20 protein-coding genes and 1 pseudogene are annotated in these 16,322 nt (G+C 68.7%); 12 read left to right on the top strand and 9 right to left on the bottom strand.

Annotated elements, in window-relative coordinates; translation table 11 throughout:
• Positions 1-24 precede the first annotated feature (24 nt).
• The 3 genes from Scani_RS23410 to Scani_RS41170 all read left to right on the top strand — a co-directional run bounded on the left by Scani_RS23410 (position 25) and on the right by Scani_RS41170 (position 2,968).
• On the top strand, positions 25-1,545 hold the full coding sequence (locus Scani_RS23410) for an amino acid permease (RefSeq protein WP_246296118.1): 1,521 nt from the start codon (positions 25-27) through the stop codon (positions 1,543-1,545).
• Between the two features lie 101 nt (positions 1,546-1,646).
• Positions 1,647-2,120 carry a type I glutamate--ammonia ligase gene (locus Scani_RS41175; RefSeq protein ID WP_246296117.1) on the top strand — a complete coding sequence of 158 codons (474 nt, stop codon included), beginning with the start codon at positions 1,647-1,649 and terminating at the stop codon, positions 2,118-2,120.
• Positions 2,108-2,968: a type I glutamate--ammonia ligase gene (locus tag Scani_RS41170; RefSeq protein WP_246296116.1), complete on the top strand. Its 861-nt coding sequence runs from the start codon at positions 2,108-2,110 to the stop codon at positions 2,966-2,968. Before Scani_RS41175 ends, Scani_RS41170 begins: the two co-directional genes overlap by 13 nt.
• Before the next feature lie 89 nt (positions 2,969-3,057).
• Here the strand turns inward: Scani_RS41170 and Scani_RS23400 are convergent, their stop codons facing one another.
• Positions 3,058-3,465, bottom strand: a complete 408-nt coding sequence (locus tag Scani_RS23400) for an acyl-CoA thioesterase (RefSeq protein WP_159479520.1) — start codon at positions 3,463-3,465, stop codon at positions 3,058-3,060.
• Between the two features lie 112 nt (positions 3,466-3,577).
• Positions 3,578-5,020: a helix-turn-helix transcriptional regulator gene (locus Scani_RS23395; protein WP_246296115.1), complete on the bottom strand. Its 1,443-nt coding sequence runs from the start codon at positions 5,018-5,020 to the stop codon at positions 3,578-3,580.
• 1,151 nt (positions 5,021-6,171) lie between these two features.
• Between Scani_RS23395 and Scani_RS23390 the strand changes: the two genes are divergently transcribed.
• The 9 genes and pseudogenes from Scani_RS23390 to Scani_RS23355 all read left to right on the top strand — a co-directional run bounded on the left by Scani_RS23390 (position 6,172) and on the right by Scani_RS23355 (position 13,206).
• Positions 6,172-6,498: a transcriptional regulator gene (locus Scani_RS23390; RefSeq protein WP_159479518.1), complete on the top strand. Its 327-nt coding sequence runs from the start codon at positions 6,172-6,174 to the stop codon at positions 6,496-6,498.
• 1 nt (position 6,499) lies between these two features.
• The gene (locus Scani_RS23385; protein ID WP_159479516.1) at positions 6,500-7,519 is read left to right on the top strand and encodes a hypothetical protein; all 1,020 of its coding nucleotides are present in this window, start codon (positions 6,500-6,502) and stop codon (positions 7,517-7,519) included.
• Positions 7,519-8,226: an ATP-binding protein gene (locus Scani_RS23380; protein ID WP_159479514.1), complete on the top strand. Its 708-nt coding sequence runs from the start codon at positions 7,519-7,521 to the stop codon at positions 8,224-8,226. Before Scani_RS23385 ends, Scani_RS23380 begins: the two co-directional genes overlap by 1 nt.
• Before the next feature lie 107 nt (positions 8,227-8,333).
• On the top strand, positions 8,334-8,900 hold the full coding sequence (locus Scani_RS23375; protein WP_159479512.1) for a WhiB family transcriptional regulator: 567 nt from the start codon (positions 8,334-8,336) through the stop codon (positions 8,898-8,900).
• Positions 8,897-9,964 (top strand): DUF2637 domain-containing protein, encoded by a 1,068-nt coding sequence (locus Scani_RS23370; RefSeq protein WP_159479510.1) that lies wholly within the window; start codon positions 8,897-8,899, stop codon positions 9,962-9,964. The genes Scani_RS23375 and Scani_RS23370 overlap by 4 nt, the downstream gene beginning before the upstream one ends.
• A 100-nt stretch (positions 9,965-10,064) precedes the next feature.
• On the top strand, positions 10,065-10,289 hold the full coding sequence (locus tag Scani_RS23365) for a hypothetical protein (RefSeq protein WP_093646148.1): 225 nt from the start codon (positions 10,065-10,067) through the stop codon (positions 10,287-10,289).
• Positions 10,286-10,819: pseudogene (locus Scani_RS42210) on the top strand (plasmid mobilization protein); the annotation flags it as partial. The gene Scani_RS23365 and the pseudogene Scani_RS42210, both read left to right, overlap by 4 nt.
• A gap of 135 nt (positions 10,820-10,954) precedes the next feature.
• Positions 10,955-12,718: a relaxase/mobilization nuclease domain-containing protein gene (locus tag Scani_RS23360; protein ID WP_159482327.1), complete on the top strand. Its 1,764-nt coding sequence runs from the start codon at positions 10,955-10,957 to the stop codon at positions 12,716-12,718.
• 83 nt (positions 12,719-12,801) lie between these two features.
• Positions 12,802-13,206: a hypothetical protein gene (locus Scani_RS23355; RefSeq protein WP_159482326.1), complete on the top strand. Its 405-nt coding sequence runs from the start codon at positions 12,802-12,804 to the stop codon at positions 13,204-13,206.
• Here the strand turns inward: Scani_RS23355 and Scani_RS23350 are convergent.
• The 7 genes from Scani_RS23350 to Scani_RS23315 form a co-directional block, all read right to left on the bottom strand.
• Positions 13,194-14,174: a trypsin-like peptidase domain-containing protein gene (locus Scani_RS23350; protein WP_159479508.1), complete on the bottom strand. Its 981-nt coding sequence runs from the start codon at positions 14,172-14,174 to the stop codon at positions 13,194-13,196. The two genes, Scani_RS23355 and Scani_RS23350, sit on opposite strands and share 13 nt — an antisense overlap.
• 76 nt (positions 14,175-14,250) lie before the next feature.
• Positions 14,251-14,481, bottom strand: a complete 231-nt coding sequence (locus Scani_RS23345) for a hypothetical protein (RefSeq protein ID WP_159479506.1) — start codon at positions 14,479-14,481, stop codon at positions 14,251-14,253.
• A 27-nt stretch (positions 14,482-14,508) separates the two neighbouring features.
• Positions 14,509-14,832, bottom strand: coding sequence for a hypothetical protein (locus Scani_RS23340; RefSeq protein WP_159479505.1), 324 nt, complete (start codon positions 14,830-14,832; stop codon positions 14,509-14,511).
• A 277-nt stretch (positions 14,833-15,109) separates the two neighbouring features.
• Positions 15,110-15,439 carry an esterase gene (locus Scani_RS23330; RefSeq protein ID WP_159479502.1) on the bottom strand — a complete coding sequence of 110 codons (330 nt, stop codon included), beginning with the start codon at positions 15,437-15,439 and terminating at the stop codon, positions 15,110-15,112.
• An 81-nt stretch (positions 15,440-15,520) separates the two neighbouring features.
• Positions 15,521-15,733: a hypothetical protein gene (locus Scani_RS23325; protein WP_159479500.1), complete on the bottom strand. Its 213-nt coding sequence runs from the start codon at positions 15,731-15,733 to the stop codon at positions 15,521-15,523.
• Positions 15,734-15,775: 42 nt separating this feature from the next.
• The gene (locus Scani_RS23320; protein ID WP_159479498.1) at positions 15,776-16,033 is read right to left on the bottom strand and encodes a hypothetical protein; all 258 of its coding nucleotides are present in this window, start codon (positions 16,031-16,033) and stop codon (positions 15,776-15,778) included.
• A 51-nt stretch (positions 16,034-16,084) separates the two neighbouring features.
• Positions 16,085-16,267, bottom strand: coding sequence for a hypothetical protein (locus Scani_RS23315; protein WP_159479496.1), 183 nt, complete (start codon positions 16,265-16,267; stop codon positions 16,085-16,087).
• Positions 16,268-16,322 lie beyond the last annotated feature (55 nt).

Here is a 16,322-nt window from a genome sequence, read left to right as displayed (position 1 = left end):
TCGTCCCTTACCCCTGGAGGTTTCGTGTTCCGCTCAGGACCACCCCGCCACACCGCTCGTGTCCGTTCTGACGATGCCTACCTGCGCGAACTCGGTTACGAACCGGTGCTGACGCGCCGGATGGGCTCCTTCGGCAATTTCGCCATCAGCTTCTCCGTGATTTCCGTGTTGTCCGGGTGCATGACCCTGTACGGCTTCGGCCTGACCACCGGCGGCCCGGCCGTCATGATGTGGGGCTGGATCGCGGTCGGCGTGATGGTGATGTTCGTCGGTGCCGGCCTCGCCGAGGTCACCTCCGCCTACCCGACATCCGGAGCGCTGTACTTCCAGGCCGAGCAGCTCGGCGGCCGGAAGTGGGGCTGGTACACCGGCTGGCTGAATCTGCTCGGGTTGCTCGGGGCGATCGCCGGCATCGACTACGGGGCCGCGCTGTTCATCGGTGCCTTCTTGAACCTCCAGTTCGGCTTCGAGCCGACCGAGGGCAAGACCATGGCGATCTACCTGGTCATCCTCGCCCTGCACGCCGGGCTGAACCTGTTCGGCGTCCGCCTGGTCAGCATCCTCAACAGCATCAGTGTCTGGTGGCACCTCGCCGGAGTCGCCGTGATCGTCGGCGCCCTGGCCCTCGTGCCCGCACACCACCAGGACGCGAGCTTCGTCTTCGGCGAGTTCGTCAATGACACCGGCTGGTCCTCGTCGCTGTACGTCGTGCTGATCGGCCTGCTGCTCGCGCAGTACACCTTCTGCGGCTACGACGCCTCCGCTCACCTGTCGGAGGAGACCACCAACGCCCAGGTGTCCGCCTCCCGCGGCATCATGCGGGCGATCGGATGGTCGTGGGTGGCCGGGTTCGTCCTGCTGGCCGGGCTCACGTTCGCCATCCAGGACTACGCGGCAACGCAGGCCACAGCGACCGGGGTTCCGCCCGCTCAGATCTTCCTGGACGCGCTCGGAGGAGGCGGTGCGAAGGCGCTGCTGCTGATCGTGATCGCGGCACAGCTGTTCTGCGGCAACGCCGAGACGGCCGCGGCGTCCCGGATGGTGTTCGCCTTCAGCCGGGACGGCGCGCTGCCGGGCTCGGGCCTGTGGCGGCGAGTGCACTCACGCACCGGTACCCCGCGCAACGCCGTCTGGCTGGCCGTCGGTGTCGCCGCGCTGCTCGCCGTGCCGAGCCTGTACAGCCCGACGGCGTACGCGGCGATCACCAGCATCAACGTCATCGGCATCACCCCCGCCTACGCCATCCCCATCTACCTGCGGATCAAGCACCGCAACCGCTTTGCTCCCGGCCCGTGGAACCTGGGCCGGTGGGGTGTTCCAGTCGGCTGTGTCGCCGTCGTATGGGTGGCTTTCGTGACCGTGCTCTTCTGCCTGCCGCAAACGGGCCCGGTAACCGTCGGGTCCTTCAACTACGCCCCGGTCGCATTGGTCGCAGTGCTATTGCTGGCCTGGCTCTGGTGGCGTGTCGCGGGCGAACGCACCTACGACGTACCGGCCCACCACGTCGACCGCTCCATGGGCCGCTTCGACCAGGAGATCGTATGAACCCGCCCCCTGCCGACGCCGGCAACCGATCCGGTCCGCTCCCCACGGCCCCTGGGCAACGGGGAAGCGATCGGTCCGCCAGCCAGCTCACACTCGACCAGTTGCGCGAGCACGTTGCCGCGGGACGGGTCGACACCGTGCTGCTGGCCGTCCCGGACCTGCAAGGCCGATTGAAGGGCAAGCGCTACGGCGCGCAGCACTTCCTCGACCGCCTCGCCACTGGCAGCGCCGACATGTGCGCCTACGTACTGGCCACCGACGTCGACATGACCCCCGCGGACGGCTTCGCACTCACCTCATGGGCCACCGGTTACCAGGACCTCATGGTCACCCCGGCGATCGAGACGCTGCGCCTCACGCCATGGATGCCGAAGAGCGCCTTGGTCCTCGGCGACGCCGTCGACCACAACGCCACCCCGGTCGAGGTGGCCCCGCGCCAGATGCTGCGTCGCCAGCTGAACCGCCTGGGGCGCCACGGGCTGAACGTCAAAGCGGGCCTGGAAACCGAGTTCGTGCTCTACCAGGGCACTACGACCAGGCCGCCGAACGCGCCTACCAGGAGATGCGGCCACTGACCGCCGAGAACCTCGACTACGCCCTGGACCACTCCCCGGCCGCGGATCGCTTCTTCCGTCGGCTACAGGCCGCGCTCGCCGGCGCTGGCCTTCCCGTGGAAGCGGTCAAGACGGAGGGCGCACCTGGCCAAGTAGAGGTCACCTTCCCCTACGGCGGAGCTCTGGCCGCCTGCGACGGGCACCTGGCCTTCAAGCACGCCGTGCGCGCCATCGGCAGCCGGGCCGGCCTGGCCCCCACCTTCATGGCAGCACCGGAGACCGGAGTCGGAAGCGGACTGCATCTGCACCTCTCGCTGTGGAAAGACGGCACCAGCGTGATCAGCGACTCCGGCGGTGCCCTGTCCGCGCCGGCCCAGAACGCCATCGCCGGGCTCCTCGATGCTCTCCCGCAGATGGGCGTGCTCTACGCCCCGAACATCAACTCCTACAAGCGATACGCACCCGGCTCCTTCGCGCCCACCACGGCCAGCTGGGGCCACGACAACCGCACCTGCGCCATCCGAGTCGTCGGCCACGGCGAAGGCCGACACCTGGAAGTCCGCGTCCCAGGGGCAGATGCCAACCCCTACCTCGCGCTGGCCGCCGCCGTCGCAGCGATGAACCACGGGATCGAGCACCGACTCACCCCCGGCCCCGCCGAGGCCAGCGACGCCTACCGCGAAGGAGCCACCCCGCTACCAAGCACCCTGCACCAGGCACAGATCGCCTTCCGCCACAGCCCCACCGTGCGGGAAGCCCTCGGCGCCGATGTCGTCGAGCACTACGCCCACCTCGCCCAACTGGAACTCGACCACCACCACCGCATCGTCACCGACGCGGAGCGCCGCCGGTGGCTCTCTCGGGCCTGACCGCATGGGGCGGGGGTAGGCCGCTGACGGCGGTGGACCGCGGAATTCCGGGGCGGGACGTTGCGGTCAGCCGCTCTAGGTCGACCGGATCAGCGCTTGGTATAGCGAGCGACGAAAGCCCGTTCCGTCTCAGAGAGGCGCCGCGGAGCCCCCGTGTCGAGGTTATAAGCGACAATCGTGGTGGTGGCTTCGACGTACATTTGCTCGGCACCTCTGACCTCATAGGCGAGTTCGAAGGTGGCGGCGGAAGCCCTCGTGACCCAGACGTGCACATCGACGGGTTCAGGCCCGTAGAACAGTGGGGCACGGTAGTCGATGATGGTTCGGCTCACGACGAAGGCGTTTGAGCGGTGCCCTTCTTCGTGCGTGGTGACGATTTCTTGGAACATGCGCGTACGGGCTTCCTCCATGTAGCTGAGGAATTGCGCGTTGTTGATGTGACCGTAGGCATCGGCATCGCTCCAGCGCAGAGGGCAGGCATAGGTGTACTGGTGCACGGGATTGGGTCTTTCTTCAGACTTCAGAATGGGAGAACAGGCCATAGCGCATCAGGGCAGGCGACTCGGTGCAGACCAGCACGCTTTTCCTCGCCCGGCCTTTGCGTGGGAATCACGAGACGAGTTCGGCTTGGACTTCGCGGGCTATGCCTTGGGGAGGGCGCAGCGCTGACCTGTGCCCGTCCAGGTCTCTTTGGATTTCGCGCAAGAGACTTTGCTGCTGGTCGAGTTCGCTGAGGAGTTGTTGGACACGGTCTGCGGCAGCATCGGGGGCGGCCGGCAAGGCGAACCGGGTGAGCCTTTTCAACTCGGCTCGTGCGTCACCGTGTATGGCGGCGGGCGGCACGCGGGCGATCAGCGTAGAGGGCGATACTTGCGAGACGCCCCATTCACCGGGTGCTTCCTCAACTGCCCAGACCACATTGCGAGTCGACGGCGACAGCGTCAGCTGGGAGGTCGGCCCCATGAGGCGGCTGAGCGCGGGCAGGGGAATTCCGTCCTTGCCGGCCTTGGCCGCGGCCTTCTCTGCGCTGTCGACCACCAGACGCGCAGTGCGGAGGTCCATGTCGCGGAGTCGATCGGCTTCCGCGATGCGCGCTTGGGCGCGGCTGCGTTCATGAGCCGTGTTGTGCGTTTCCTCTGCCCATGCGTTGCGTGGGCCGCCCAGCGCATCCCGTTGGGCATCCGGTTCCGCTTCCACCCAGGTCATCACAACGAAGCGGCAGTCCGGCATGATTGCCGGGTATGCCACGTGGCTGACGATCTCGATCGTCTTCCAGCCGAGGGTGGGGATGCTGGCGAGAAAGACGTGGCCATCGCGATGCTCGACGAGGTCGGCGTCCGCGTCCCAGATCTTCTGGATCTCGGGGTTCTTCTTAACGTCCGAGATCAGTTCCTGAAGATCAGTGTCGCCGCCGTGGGTGGTCAGCGCGAAGCGCAGCATCCTGACGAAAACTGCGGCGTGCTTGTGCCAGTCGTGGTAGGTGGCACGCCCTTCCGGGGTGGTCAGCGCCCACCTGATGATGTTGGCGCGAGGCTCCATGACCCACGGCCACAGCTCGGCCATGGCCTTGTTGTAGGCGAGGATGTTCCAGTTGCGGTCGGACAGGTAGGTCGGCGAGGGCATCTGGCGGTCGATGAGCAGCCTCAGGGCCGGCCCGAGCTCGGGCCGACCGTCAGCTGTCGAGGCTCGCAGGTAGGTGCCGACGTTGTAGAGCAGTAGGGCGTGGCGTTCGTCGGCGTCCAGCTTCAGTAGGTCTGCCAGGGCATCGCACTGGGGCTGCGAGAACCGCGGGGTCGCGCCGCGCTCGATGTTGCGATATGTGCGCTCACCGATTCCCAGGGCACGCGCTAGGACAATCTGGTTGACGCCGGCGGCCTTCCGCCACCGCTTCAACATCCCGCCGAAGCCCATGTATTGCCCGGCTACTCCGACGGGCGCCGCAGATGTGCCCTTCTTCGCAGCCGTGTCGTCACTTTCGGCCCGCCGCCTCGCGGCCATCGGCCTCTCCCTGTCATTGCGTTGGCGTGACAGGAGACACTCGATTTTGGGCATGCAAAAAGAGGGACAGCGCAGCCGCCGTCCCCCGCCCTTAACGTCTCCCCGCTAAGACCATACGCGGTATTTGAACGATCTTGACCACGTGTGGTGGCAGCCACATACTCGCGAGAATGTGACTGTCAAGTATTAAATTAAGTTCCCCGGTGATCGCGCTCTCGATCACCAGTGAACCGGGCATCCCGCCCTCGCGCTTACGCCTGATCTGCGAAACCGGCAAATGTTTGCCGGTTTTCACCGTTGCCTTCTGCTGCCGGTCTAGACCAGCGGTGCAGTCACCTCTCCCGTGTAGCCGGAAGTCCCCATGTCCCCTAATTCGCAAGGCGGTTGTGTGCTGCAAGCAGCCTCAGTAGATCGCCCGTACGGTCGCGACCTATGCGGCCAAAACGGGCATACGGTCTGCTTTGACGGAGCTTCTCGGTCTTGGCTTAAATCTTTATGGCCAGCCGGTACAACAGAGCGTTGCGGCATCAGACACAGGAGGTCACGTGGAGATCGATTTCGGAGTCCTCGGTCCAACCCGAACTCTCCAGGCCTCACCTCTGCAGTCAGTCGTCGCCTCCACTGCGAGTCGTAGCGAGGCCGGCAGCTAAGTATGGATCTTGAGATCGCCCTTGCGTATGTTCGTCGTCCCTCGCCGGGAACCTGGCTCAGCGACAGACGGCAGGTAGGAACTATATGCGGGGGATGCGGTCGGGACGGTTCCAGCAACCCGTAAAACAGTGGCGGTGCCTGAGCGCGGTAACTCCCAGGCGCCGGACACCAAATGGCGCTCCTATCTCGGCGAGGCCTGGAGATTCACCCATCACCGCACCGGCCGTTGCGGGTTCCTGAAAAGATCGTCCGGCAGATGCCGATTCCGGTGCAGTGGCACCTCATTCCCAACGACTGGATCTTGCGCGGGTGCCCGCATATGTTGCTGGTCCCCGCACAAGCGGATCATCGGCCGATAGGCCAAGAGGGGAGGGGTGATGGACCCACGCGGGCCGTGATGTCCGCCGGGGTGAATGAGACCGGCGCCCGGGAGCTACCAACTCCCAGGCGCCGGGCCGGGCACCCCGAGGAGCACCCATTCACATCTCGCGAGGCGACGGGGCTTTTGCACGAGAACCGTCGCACCGCATCTCCTACAAGCAACGGAGTATCGCATGCTCGCCATGCCGAGCGGCACCCCGGCCTGCCCGGAAGACGACCGTCAGCACCGCCTCGCCGCCCAGCTCGCCGACATGATCCCGGGCGCGGCCACCATCCGGGTCAGCCTCAACGACCCTCAGCACGCGTGGCCCCACCCACACGCCATTGTCAAGGACGAGGCCGGCGAGACGCTGAAGCTGGGCCGGAACACGGCCAGGTTCGCAGCCCGGTGGATCCTGCGGGTCTGGCCGAAGGCGGACTGGACGCGGCCGCACGTGTTCGACCTCGCCCACGCGAACCTCACCCGCAGCGACGCGACCGCCGCCGATCGGGGCTGCTGACATGGCGCGGATACGAACCATCAAGCCCGAAGCTTTCACCAGCGAGTCGCTCGCCCAGATCACCGTCGCCGCCGAGCGGACCTTCTTCGGCCTCCTCACCCAAGCCGACGACCACGGGCGTCACCGCGACAACGCCGCGATCATCGCAGGGCTGCTCTGGCCGCTGCGCGCCGAGCACACCTCGGTGCACGTCGAGGACGACCTGCAGCAGCTTGCCGACGCGGCGCTGATCTGTCGGTACACCGGATGCGACGGCCGCCGGTACCTGCATGTCGTCACTTGGGCCGAGCACCAGAAGATCGACAAGCCGAGCCAGTCCCGCTTGCCCTCCTGTCCGCAGCACCAGGCTGCCGACCGGTGCGCCCCCTGCAAGGGCACCTGCACCAAGCGGGCCGAGGAGCCGACGGCCCCTCCCCGAGGACTCCCCGAGGGCTCGCCGAACACTCCCTGCGCCCTCGATCTGCCCGCGCAGCCCGCCGAGGAGCCTCGCGGCCAGGTAGGCCAGACTCCCGTTGCCCAGCAGGACGTCCTCGACGCCATGACGGGCACCCCGGGCCACGATGACATGAAAAGCGCAGGTCAAGGCGCATTCCCCGAGTCCTCCCCGAAGCCTAGGGGAGGACTCGGCGAGGGCTCGGCGCCTGGATCTAGGATCTTGGATCCTGGATCCTCTGTACCTACGGGGCGCACAGCGCCCGCAGCCACCGTCTCGGCCAACCAACTCATCGGCGAGTACACCGCTGCCTGCGACGAGCGCCCGCCCAACGACGTGATCGGGCACCTCGGGCGGATCACCAAGAAGCTCCTGGGCGAGGGCATCGCCCCGGAGCACATCCGGGCCGGGCTGGCGAATTTCGCGGCCAACCCCAAGCACCCGAGCGTGCTGACCAGCATGGTCAACGAGGCCATGAACACACGGCCCGGCGGTTTGGCGCGGCCGGGATCCCGGCTTAACGTGCCCGCTCACCAGGCGTGGACCAACCCGGTCGACGCTGCCGCCGCCTACGCCGAGGAGCTGTGATGCGCACCCGTAACCGCGAACCGCAGCTTCTCGGCAGCGAGGGCACCCTGGACCGCATGGCGCGGATCCTGGCCGCTCGCAACATCGACCCGACCGCCGTCGCCGCGGTGGTCGACGAGCCTGAACCGTTCTCCCCGCTGGACTCCCTGCTGGTCGGGATGCCCCCGCGCTACCAGGCCGCCGTCGCCGACCACCCGCAGGTTCTGGCCTGGGTCCGGGAGGTCGCCCAGGCCGCTGTCGCTCCCAGCCGGGGAGCCCGGCGGCAGGTCACCACCGGCCCCAGTCTGCTGATGGCCGGGGTCGTCGGCGCGGGCAAGACGCACCAGGCGTACGGCGCGGTCCGGCGGCTGGTCCAGAGCGGAGTCGGCGTGCGCTGGCGCGCGACCACTGCCGCCGACCTGTACGCCGACCTGCGCCCTCGGCCTGGGGTGGACAGCGAGCGGGAGCTGGGCGCCGTGAGCCGGTCCCCGCTGCTGATCATCGACGATCTCGGTGCGGCCAAGTCCTCCGAGTGGGTCGAGGAAGTGACCTACCGGCTGATCAACCGCCGGTACAACCTCGAACTCCCGACGCTGATCACCACCAACCTGAGCATCAGGGACTTCCGGGCCTACCTCGGCGATCGTGTCGCCTCCCGGCTCGCGCAGATGACCACCCGCGTCGAGTTCGAGCCGGTCGACCGCAGACGCTTCCGCGCTGCCGCCTGACCTTCCGCAGGCCGACCGTGCCCTTGGCGCGCCGCCTCATTCACCTCTCATGACCAGCGCCTCCTCCGCCGATGCCCTGCGCGCGGAGAGCGATCGGAGCACCCCGCATGACCACCACGACGATCACCCCTGCCCGCCACCGGTCGCTCGGCGACCACACCTGGCAGGACGAGGCCGTCTGCCAGCGCACCGAGTACAACCCGGTGGACCCCGAACTCTTCTTCCCGGAGCCCGACGAGACCGACAAGATCGCCACTGCGAAGTCGCTGTGCGCTCAGTGCCCGGTGCGCCGCACCTGCCTGGATGCTGCCCTCGAAGGCGGTGACACCCATGGCATCCGGGGTGGCTTGACCGAGGAGGAACGCGGCCTGCTGCACGAGCAGCTCGCCGAGCGTCTGGACTACAGCCGCGTCAACGCCACCGTCGCCGGGCGCGACGTCCACCTCACCAAGGCCGAGCGCCGCGCGGTCGTCCACGCCGCCTACCGCCATGGGGTGACCGAGCAGCGCCTGGCCTGGCTGTTGAAGATCACCGAGGAGCACGCTCAGAAGAAGTACCGCGAACTCCGCCGGGCCCTGCGCAACCGGGGTCTGGAACAGAGTGCGGAGACCACCCCGTCCCTCAATGCCAACGGCGAGCGTCTGGGCCGCGACGACTTCGGGACGGCGGCGTGAGCACGGCGAGCGGGCCGACGGCCGCGCGCATCACCGACTGGGACCGCGCGGTCGTCATGGCCCTGGGCAGCGTGGGATGCGCCCTGAGCTGGGACGCCCTTCAGCAGATGGCTGTCGCCATCCACGTCCGAGGCTTCCTCAGCTACCTTTTCCCGCTGGTGATCGACGGGTTCATCGCCTACGGCATCCGGGCCCTCATGGTCCTGCGCGATGCGCCGATGCGGTCCCGGCTCTACGTCTGGATGCTCGTCGGCACGGCCACCGCCGCCAGCATCTGGGCCAACGCGCTCCACGCAGTGCGGCTCAACGAGGAAGCGGCACCGGACACCGGGCTCCGGCTCGGAGACACCGTGGTCGCGGTGCTGTCCACGATCGCCCCGCTCGCGCTGGCCGGCGCCGTCCACCTCTACATCCTCATCGCCCGCGGTCCGGTCAAGGACAGTGACCGCGAGGACCACGGTCAGGCCGGTCACCTCGGTCAGGTCGGCAAGCCCGCCGGCATCGCGGTCACCCGGGCCGACCAGGTCGGTCAGCAGCCGGAGCCCGGTCAGGTCACCGCCGGGCAGCCGGTCACTGCCCTGACCGACCGGCCGCCTCGTTCCCTGGACAAGCAGACCACCCCCAGCCCTCAGTCACTGACCGGGGACAGCGCCCCGGCGGACAGCACCAACCCGGTCACCGGTCACCACGGTCAGCCGCACGAGGCCGCTGACCTGCCCGGACAGCAGGACACCGCGCCGCCGGTCACTGACCGCCCGGACGGCACCGAGCCGGTCACCGGCCACCAGGACAGCCCCTCGCCGGTCACCGAACGGCCGGTCACTCCGCCGCCGGTCACTGACCGGGACGCCCGGGTGCCCGGTGACCGGCGGCCTGACCCGGATACCGAGGAGCTGCTGGAGATCGCCCGGTCAGCGGTCAGGGCCGAGGACAAGCTGACCCGCAAGGTGGTCGCCCAGGCGATCCGCGGTCAGCAGATCCCCCTGTCCAGCGACACCCTGACCGCGCTGATGGCTCAGCTCCGCGAGCAGCGCGGGCAGCCGGTCACCTCCGCCCGGCCCTGACCGGACACCACGGGGCGGGTGACCGAGCCGGGCACCACGGCCGGTCACCCGCCCCGGACACACACGCACGCCTCTCCAGAGCAGAAGCGGAACACACCTGATGCGCACCCACCCGGCCACGCCCGCCGAAGTCGACTCCTGGCTGACCGTCCTGCACCAGCGCGGACACCTCCACCGCGCCCAGTCCGGCCCCGACACCACCTGGACCGTGCAACGAGAGCGCCACAGTCGCCCCTGGACCCTGCACCACCCGGTCCTGGCCATGGACTGGATCGAGGACCTCGTCCGCGAAATCCAGCAGCAGGACCCGGAGACGAGCCGGTGACCACCGCCAACGACCCGGTGGACACCACGGCCGGACAGCAGCGTGAGCCCACGACGGCTCCTGGCGGAGCAAGTTGTCGCATACGACGGTCCTACGGCCCGTCGCATGCACTTGCCCCCACCCAGGAGGGCGGGGGAAGCCCGACAGGTACCCGAGCGAGGGCGCACGAGGACCCGTGGGGCAACTGGCACCAGGGGGCGCCGGTCGAAGGGGGAGAAGCAGAACACCGCGCCCTGCGCGAGCAGCCGAGCCCGAACACGCCCGCGTTCCCCGACCGCACACCGCGCCGCCGCAGCCGCAACCCGAACGAGCGCACCCACAAGACCACAACTCGCCTCTCCGACACCGAGAAAGCCGAGATCGCCGCCGCCGCAGTGCAGCGCGGCGTCACCGTCGCCCGCTTCCTCGCCGCCGCCGGGCTCGCCGCCGCCCGCGGTTCCACCACCCTGCACTCCAACGAGCAGCTCGACACCGCCATCGACGAGCTGGCCGCCCTGCGCACCGCCCTCTCCCGGATCGGCAACAACATCAACCAGATCGCGTTCATCCAAAACGCCGGAGGACAGCCCCGCCCCGGTGAACTCGACCACGCCCTGGCCGCCTTGATCCGGCTGCTGTCCCGCGTCGACGGGCACGGCCGACGCCCTGGTGAAGAAGCGGCTCTGATGGTTCCCAAGATCCGGCGCGGCTCACGCACCCACGGCCTGCTCGTCTACCTCTACGGCCCCGGCAAGCGGGACGAGCACGTCGATGCTCACCTTGTCGGGAGCTGGGACGGCTTCGCGCCCGACCCGGGCCGCGACACCAGCCCTGACTCGGACCCCAAGGCCACCCTCGCCCGCCTCACCGCCGCCCTTGACCTCCGGGTCAAGCAGGCCGGCGACCGTGCGCCTGCCAAGCATGTGTGGCACTGCTCGGTGCGCACCGACCCCGGCGACCGGATGCTGACCGATGCTGAGTGGAACACCGTCGCCCAACGCCTCGTCGCGGCGACCGGGATCGCTCCCGAGGGCGACCCGGACGGCTGCCGCTGGGTCGCGGTACGCCACGCGGACGACCACATCCACATCCTGGCCACCATGGTCCGAGGCGACCTGCGCCGCCCCCGGATGAACTACGACTTCAAGAAGGCCCAGGCCGAATGCCGCCGCATCGAGAAAGAGTGGGGACTGCGCCGCCTCAACCCGGGCGACGGCACCGGCTCCAAGACACCCACCAGTGCCGAGCGCTTCAAGGCCGAACGCACCGGCCGACCTGAGCCCTCGCGCGAAACGCTTCGCGAAGCCGTCCGCCAGTCCCTCGCCGGAGCGGCCACCGAAGAAGAGTTCTTCACCCGGCTGCGCGAGGCCGGGCTGCGCGTGAAAATACGCACTGCCCCGTCCGGCGATGCCATCGGCTACAACGTCGCCTTGCCCGGCGACCGCAACCGCCACCGTGAACCGGTCTGGTTCCCCGGCTCCAAACTCGCCCCCGACCTGTCCCTGCCGAAGATCCGCCTTCGCCTCGCCGACGACACGGTCGACCAGACAACGGCTTCGGCCACCAACAGCGGTCGACCGGACTGGTCCCCGCCCGCCCGTGCACGGCGGAGCGCCACCGGCATCGCCGAGCATGCCGCCGTCCTCCTCGACGGTGGCGACGATGAAGCCGCCGCCCAGCTCGTCGGCGTCGGCGAACTCCTGGACGCGGCCGCTCAGACCTCTCCGGCCGCTACCCGCGCCGAGCTGGCGGCTGCCGCCCGAGAATTCGAGCGGGCGACCCGCAGTCATGTCCGAGCGGAGCGCACCGATACCCGGGCGATCCGCTCGGCCGCCCGGGGCATCATCCAGGCCGGCAGTGCTCTCGGCCGTGGCGAAGACGGCGGCACCACCGCCATGCTCGCCTCGACCCTGGTCCTGGTCGCCCTCGCCGCCGCCCGCTGGCACTCCGCCCGGGGCCACGCCCAGCAGGCCCACGCCTCCCGACAGACCGCCGAGCACCTACGAGCCGCCTGCCGCCAAGCCGCCGCCACACCCATGCGAGCACTGCGCGACCAAGGCCGCGCCCTCCCCGAAGTCGTACGCCGAACCCACGAGGCCACCATCCGCGCAGCACTCCCGCAGCAGGGACTACGAGCAGATGGCACGCCGAGGACCGATGCCCTGGCCGCCACCCTCGCCCAGGCCGAACAGGCGGGCCACGAGCCCGAGGCGCTCCTGCAGCAGGCCATCGCCATGCGCGAACTCGACACCGCCGAGGACGTGAACGACGTCCTGGTCTGGCGCCTGCGCCGCCTCGCCCAGCTCCCCGCGCACCCGGGAGAAGCGGCTCCTCACCCGCAGGCCGGCACCCGTCAGCCCACGACCTCGACCAACGACCGCACCCGGACGGCTCCCACGGCGGCAGCTCGTCCCGGCTCCGACCCGCGCACCCGACCACCGCGCCGCTGACCGCTGACCGGTCACCAAGAAGCCACTGGACAGCCGGTTGCCCGGCTGTTACGGATGAACCAGAAGGACTCAATCGGGAGATGATGACGCTCGTGCTCAGAACCACCGACCGCACCGCAGAGCCGGCGCCCGTGCTGCCCACCCTCCCGGCCGGCACCGACCCCCTGCTGCAACTCGAATACGAGATGCAGCAGCCCAGCGGTCCCGGCGCGACGCGCTGCCTCAGCCACCCGGCCGAGATGGCCCTGCGCGGGATGCCCGTACGGTGCTCGGCCTGCCACGCCCGGCGCGACTGGCTGCTCATCAACCACGGCCGCAACGTCTGGATCGTCTGCCGCTGCAGCAACCAGTGGCTCGAACCCGAGATCAGCCGCACCGACTTCGACGCCCTGATCGCCATCCCCGACCACAGGACCTACCCCAGCGTCGAGGAGGGCCTCGCCGCGCTCGGCTTCGACGGGGCCTTCGCCGGCACCTACTTCGAGTAGGGCCTGAAAGGGCTGCGATCGTCGGCTTTTCCCTTGTCCCTCTCTTTGTCCTCCTGAATGGCCACCGGATCGAGCAGGCGCTCGTAGGTGACGTCATCGTCGAAAGGAGACACCAGGGGCGTCGGCGGGCAAGTACCGTGCTCAAGAATCGCCTCAAGCGCCTTGCGCTTCCAGACATAACCGATATCACTGTCCCTGGTGATACGACCACCATAGACACCGACCAGGCCCTCCGCTGGGCCATCCTTTACGGATCCGTCGGAGGACCTATATTTGGTGAATTCGTCTGCCACGAACCATGCGGGTGAACCAGACTGTCCTTCGCGCGTGCGGCCGTCAACAAGCACGATCGGTAGGTCTCGCCAGTTCAACTCTGGCTGCCATGCCACAGTGGCGCCGGTCCAAATTCCGAGGGCTCCGACGGCGGTGAGGGGATCGAAACCACCGGGGAAGCCAACGACGAACATTTTCGTGGCTACTCGTAGTTGAGCAGGGCAGGGCGTCAGTGGCACCGGGTACAAGTCGAACAGTTCCTCGTCGACATAGACGGGCAGAACGATCACGTCGACCCGCCACCCCAGTTCCGGGTGTTCCCACCACGTGGGCCTGCCGTCCTTGTCCCACAGATCGAAGACGCATGGCTTCCACAAACCCAGCCGCTGGGCAGAGGGCAGCGCGACGCGCAATCCAGATGGCGCGATGGCCTCTTTGCCCTCGGGGTTCTTCAGCAGTCTGTCGTCATCGAAGCTGTTACGCCCCGTGACCACGTGTCGATTGGTGATGAGGAACGTTTCCCCACCTCGACCCCGCACGACGAAACCTGTCGCCCTGCTCACCACTTGTCCCATTGGCCCTAGGCACTCGATATACAGAGAAGCCTGTTCCGGGCCTCCAAGTACCCGCCTGTGGCCGGTCTCACCCATGCCGTCGTTCAGCGCATGCGGCACCGACCGATCTTGCGTCGTCATGAGAAGACGCTATCGAGCCGGGGGCGCCGACGGAACCTAGTTGGCCGTTCGTCGCCGGTGAACCCCTGGTGGGCGGTCAGCCGCGGTTGGCGTTTTTCGGCAGCCCACCTCGGAAGTCGCAGCCGGGGCATTCGTCCTCGCCCTGGATGTGTCCCTCGTACCAGCCGTGGACGGCTGCGTGCAGGATCGCCTCCTCCACCGTGGACTCGCCGCTGTGGACCGATGCGATGGCGTTGCCGACGACTACTTTGAGCGCGGCGTTGTCTGGCGAGGGAAACGGCGGGGACGGCATTGGTGAGTCGGTCATGCCCTGAGCCTAGGGGGCGACGAGCCGTCATTCAGTGGAATCGGCGTTCGAGGGCAGCTCGCCGGACCTGGTCAAGCGGTGGATGCTGAGGCGGACTGCGGCAGAGCGAAGCCCAAGCTCGTTGGAGAGGTCATCGATAGCCGTCTGGGGTGCTTCTCGTAGCCGGTGAAGGACGGCGCGGTCGTTGGCGGCGTCCTGGGACCGGCTGATCCGGTAGGCACCGATGGCACCGGCTGCGACGACGAACAAGGCGATGCTGCAGGTGCCGTAACTGTGCTGGAAAGCGGCGGCGATGGCGGTGACCGCTCCAGCGGCGGCGACCAAGGAGGAACCGACGAGGAGCCTGTTCATGACGCTCTTTGCCCGGAGGACGCCGGTGAGACGGGAGGAGCCGACTCGCCGTGCAGGTCACTGCGGAACCCCCGGCCGACCGGCTTCCAGCCCTGGAACGTGGCCGGCCTCCAACGGGGCCGGTCCGGCACGGTGGTGTCGTCGGGCGCGGGCAGGCTGCCTCGGCTCTTGCGGTTGCGGGCGGCGCTGACGCTGATGATGAGCGTACGCAACGCGGCCGGGCGTACAGCAAGGCCGCCCCTGCCGGATCGGCGCGGGGCGGCCTTTGCGGTGTCGGTCAGACCTGGGCGAGGCGGTTCGAGAGGTCGAGCGCGGCCGTCGCGACCGCGAGGGCGGCGCTCAGGCCGAGCACCTCGTGGAGGGTCGGTCGGACCAGGCGCGGCCAGTCGTCCGGGGCGGCAGGCCAGGAGGCGAGATGCACCTCGCCGGTGGCCAGGCCCAGGTGGGCGGTGACGTCCCACCCGGCGAGGGAGGCGGGCTCCCAGCGCAGGCGGATGCGGCCAAGGGCGATTCTCGGGGCTTCGGCGGCGAGCCAGGTGACGTCGAGTGGTCCGTCGGGCCGGGCGGAGACGCGCTGGACCAGCGCGCCGCGTACGCCGCTCGGCATGGGGTGCACGGCAAGGCCGTGCAGCGGAAGGACGTGGGACGGGAGGGATCGAGACGAGATAGGAGCCTCCGGGGCTGTGGGTCAGGCCCAGGCGAGGGCGTTGCTGACCGCGGTCGGGAGGTAGTCCTCTTGGCCGTCCTCGGCGATGAACGCCTTGCCGCCCCGGACGACCACCTCGGTCTCCACGTAGTGGGCGAAGGGCCAGTCGGGGTTGATGGCGAGCCGGATCGGAAGGCTGGGGTCGAGGTCCTGGAGCTGGCGGAGCAGGTGACCGACGGTCAGGTGGAGGGGCACGGGAATCTCCGAGAGTGGTGCGGGACGGCGGAGCCGGGGGTGTCAGGAACGTTGAGACGCAGCAGATCGCGAACGGCCTACGGTCTCGGTGTGGGTGGCGAGGTGGCGCTTGCGGCTCTCGTTGACGTAGCCCTTGCCGGACTGCTTCATCTCCCAGTCGCCGCACGAGCAGATGGCCTGCGTGTAGGCGCGACCGGGGCAATCGGGGTGGAGCGGCTTGCCGGAGCTGGTGTGCTTGTGGTCCGCCGGGCAGAAGGTCTTGTCGGCATGGTGGTTGGTGAGCGGGGCGCGGAAGGGCATGGTGAAGCTCCTCGTGGGTGGGGTGGGGCGATCGGTTGGCCGGGGCGACGACTACCGGGTGTGCGCGGCCAAGAGGTCGCGCTGCCACTGGCGTCGTTCGGCATGACGGGCGGCACGGCGACGGAGGCGCTTGGCGCGGTGGCCGTACTGACCGGGGAGGTAGAAGCAGGTGCAGCGTCGGGCGTAGGCGCACTTGCGGCGGTAGCTGGGACGGGTGGCCAGGAGCATGCGCACGGTCGGAACCCCCTGGTGGTCTGACGGGCGGGGACAGGTCCGGTCTGCCCGAGAC

It is taken from the genome of Streptomyces caniferus (genome assembly GCF_009811555.1).
GTDB lineage: Bacteria > Actinomycetota > Actinomycetes > Streptomycetales > Streptomycetaceae > Streptomyces > Streptomyces caniferus.
Note: the sequence above shows the minus strand (reverse complement) of the source record. Positions and strands in the feature narration are given on the sequence as shown.

Bases quoted from the DNA above. Each gene is read 5' to 3' on its own strand.
- Scani_RS41170 (WP_246296116.1), top strand. From the start codon at position 2,108: ATGCGGCCACTGACCGCCGAGAACCTCGACTACGCCCTGGACCACTCC.
- Scani_RS23395 (WP_246296115.1), bottom strand. From the start codon at position 5,020: ATGCCCAAAATCGAGTGTCTCCTGTCACGCCAACGCAATGACAGGGAG.
- Scani_RS23390 (WP_159479518.1), top strand. From the start codon at position 6,172: ATGCTCGCCATGCCGAGCGGCACCCCGGCCTGCCCGGAAGACGACCGT.
- Scani_RS23385 (WP_159479516.1), top strand. From the start codon at position 6,500: ATGGCGCGGATACGAACCATCAAGCCCGAAGCTTTCACCAGCGAGTCG.
- Scani_RS23380 (WP_159479514.1), top strand. From the start codon at position 7,519: ATGCGCACCCGTAACCGCGAACCGCAGCTTCTCGGCAGCGAGGGCACC.
- Scani_RS23375 (WP_159479512.1), top strand. From the start codon at position 8,334: ATGACCACCACGACGATCACCCCTGCCCGCCACCGGTCGCTCGGCGAC.
- Scani_RS23365 (WP_093646148.1), top strand. From the start codon at position 10,065: ATGCGCACCCACCCGGCCACGCCCGCCGAAGTCGACTCCTGGCTGACC.
- Scani_RS23360 (WP_159482327.1), top strand. From the start codon at position 10,955: ATGGTTCCCAAGATCCGGCGCGGCTCACGCACCCACGGCCTGCTCGTC.
- Scani_RS23355 (WP_159482326.1), top strand. From the start codon at position 12,802: ATGACGCTCGTGCTCAGAACCACCGACCGCACCGCAGAGCCGGCGCCC.
- Scani_RS23350 (WP_159479508.1), bottom strand. From the start codon at position 14,174: ATGACGACGCAAGATCGGTCGGTGCCGCATGCGCTGAACGACGGCATG.
- Scani_RS23345 (WP_159479506.1), bottom strand. From the start codon at position 14,481: ATGACCGACTCACCAATGCCGTCCCCGCCGTTTCCCTCGCCAGACAAC.
- Scani_RS23340 (WP_159479505.1), bottom strand. From the start codon at position 14,832: ATGAACAGGCTCCTCGTCGGTTCCTCCTTGGTCGCCGCCGCTGGAGCG.
- Scani_RS23330 (WP_159479502.1), bottom strand. From the start codon at position 15,439: ATGCCGAGCGGCGTACGCGGCGCGCTGGTCCAGCGCGTCTCCGCCCGG.
- Scani_RS23320 (WP_159479498.1), bottom strand. From the start codon at position 16,033: ATGCCCTTCCGCGCCCCGCTCACCAACCACCATGCCGACAAGACCTTC.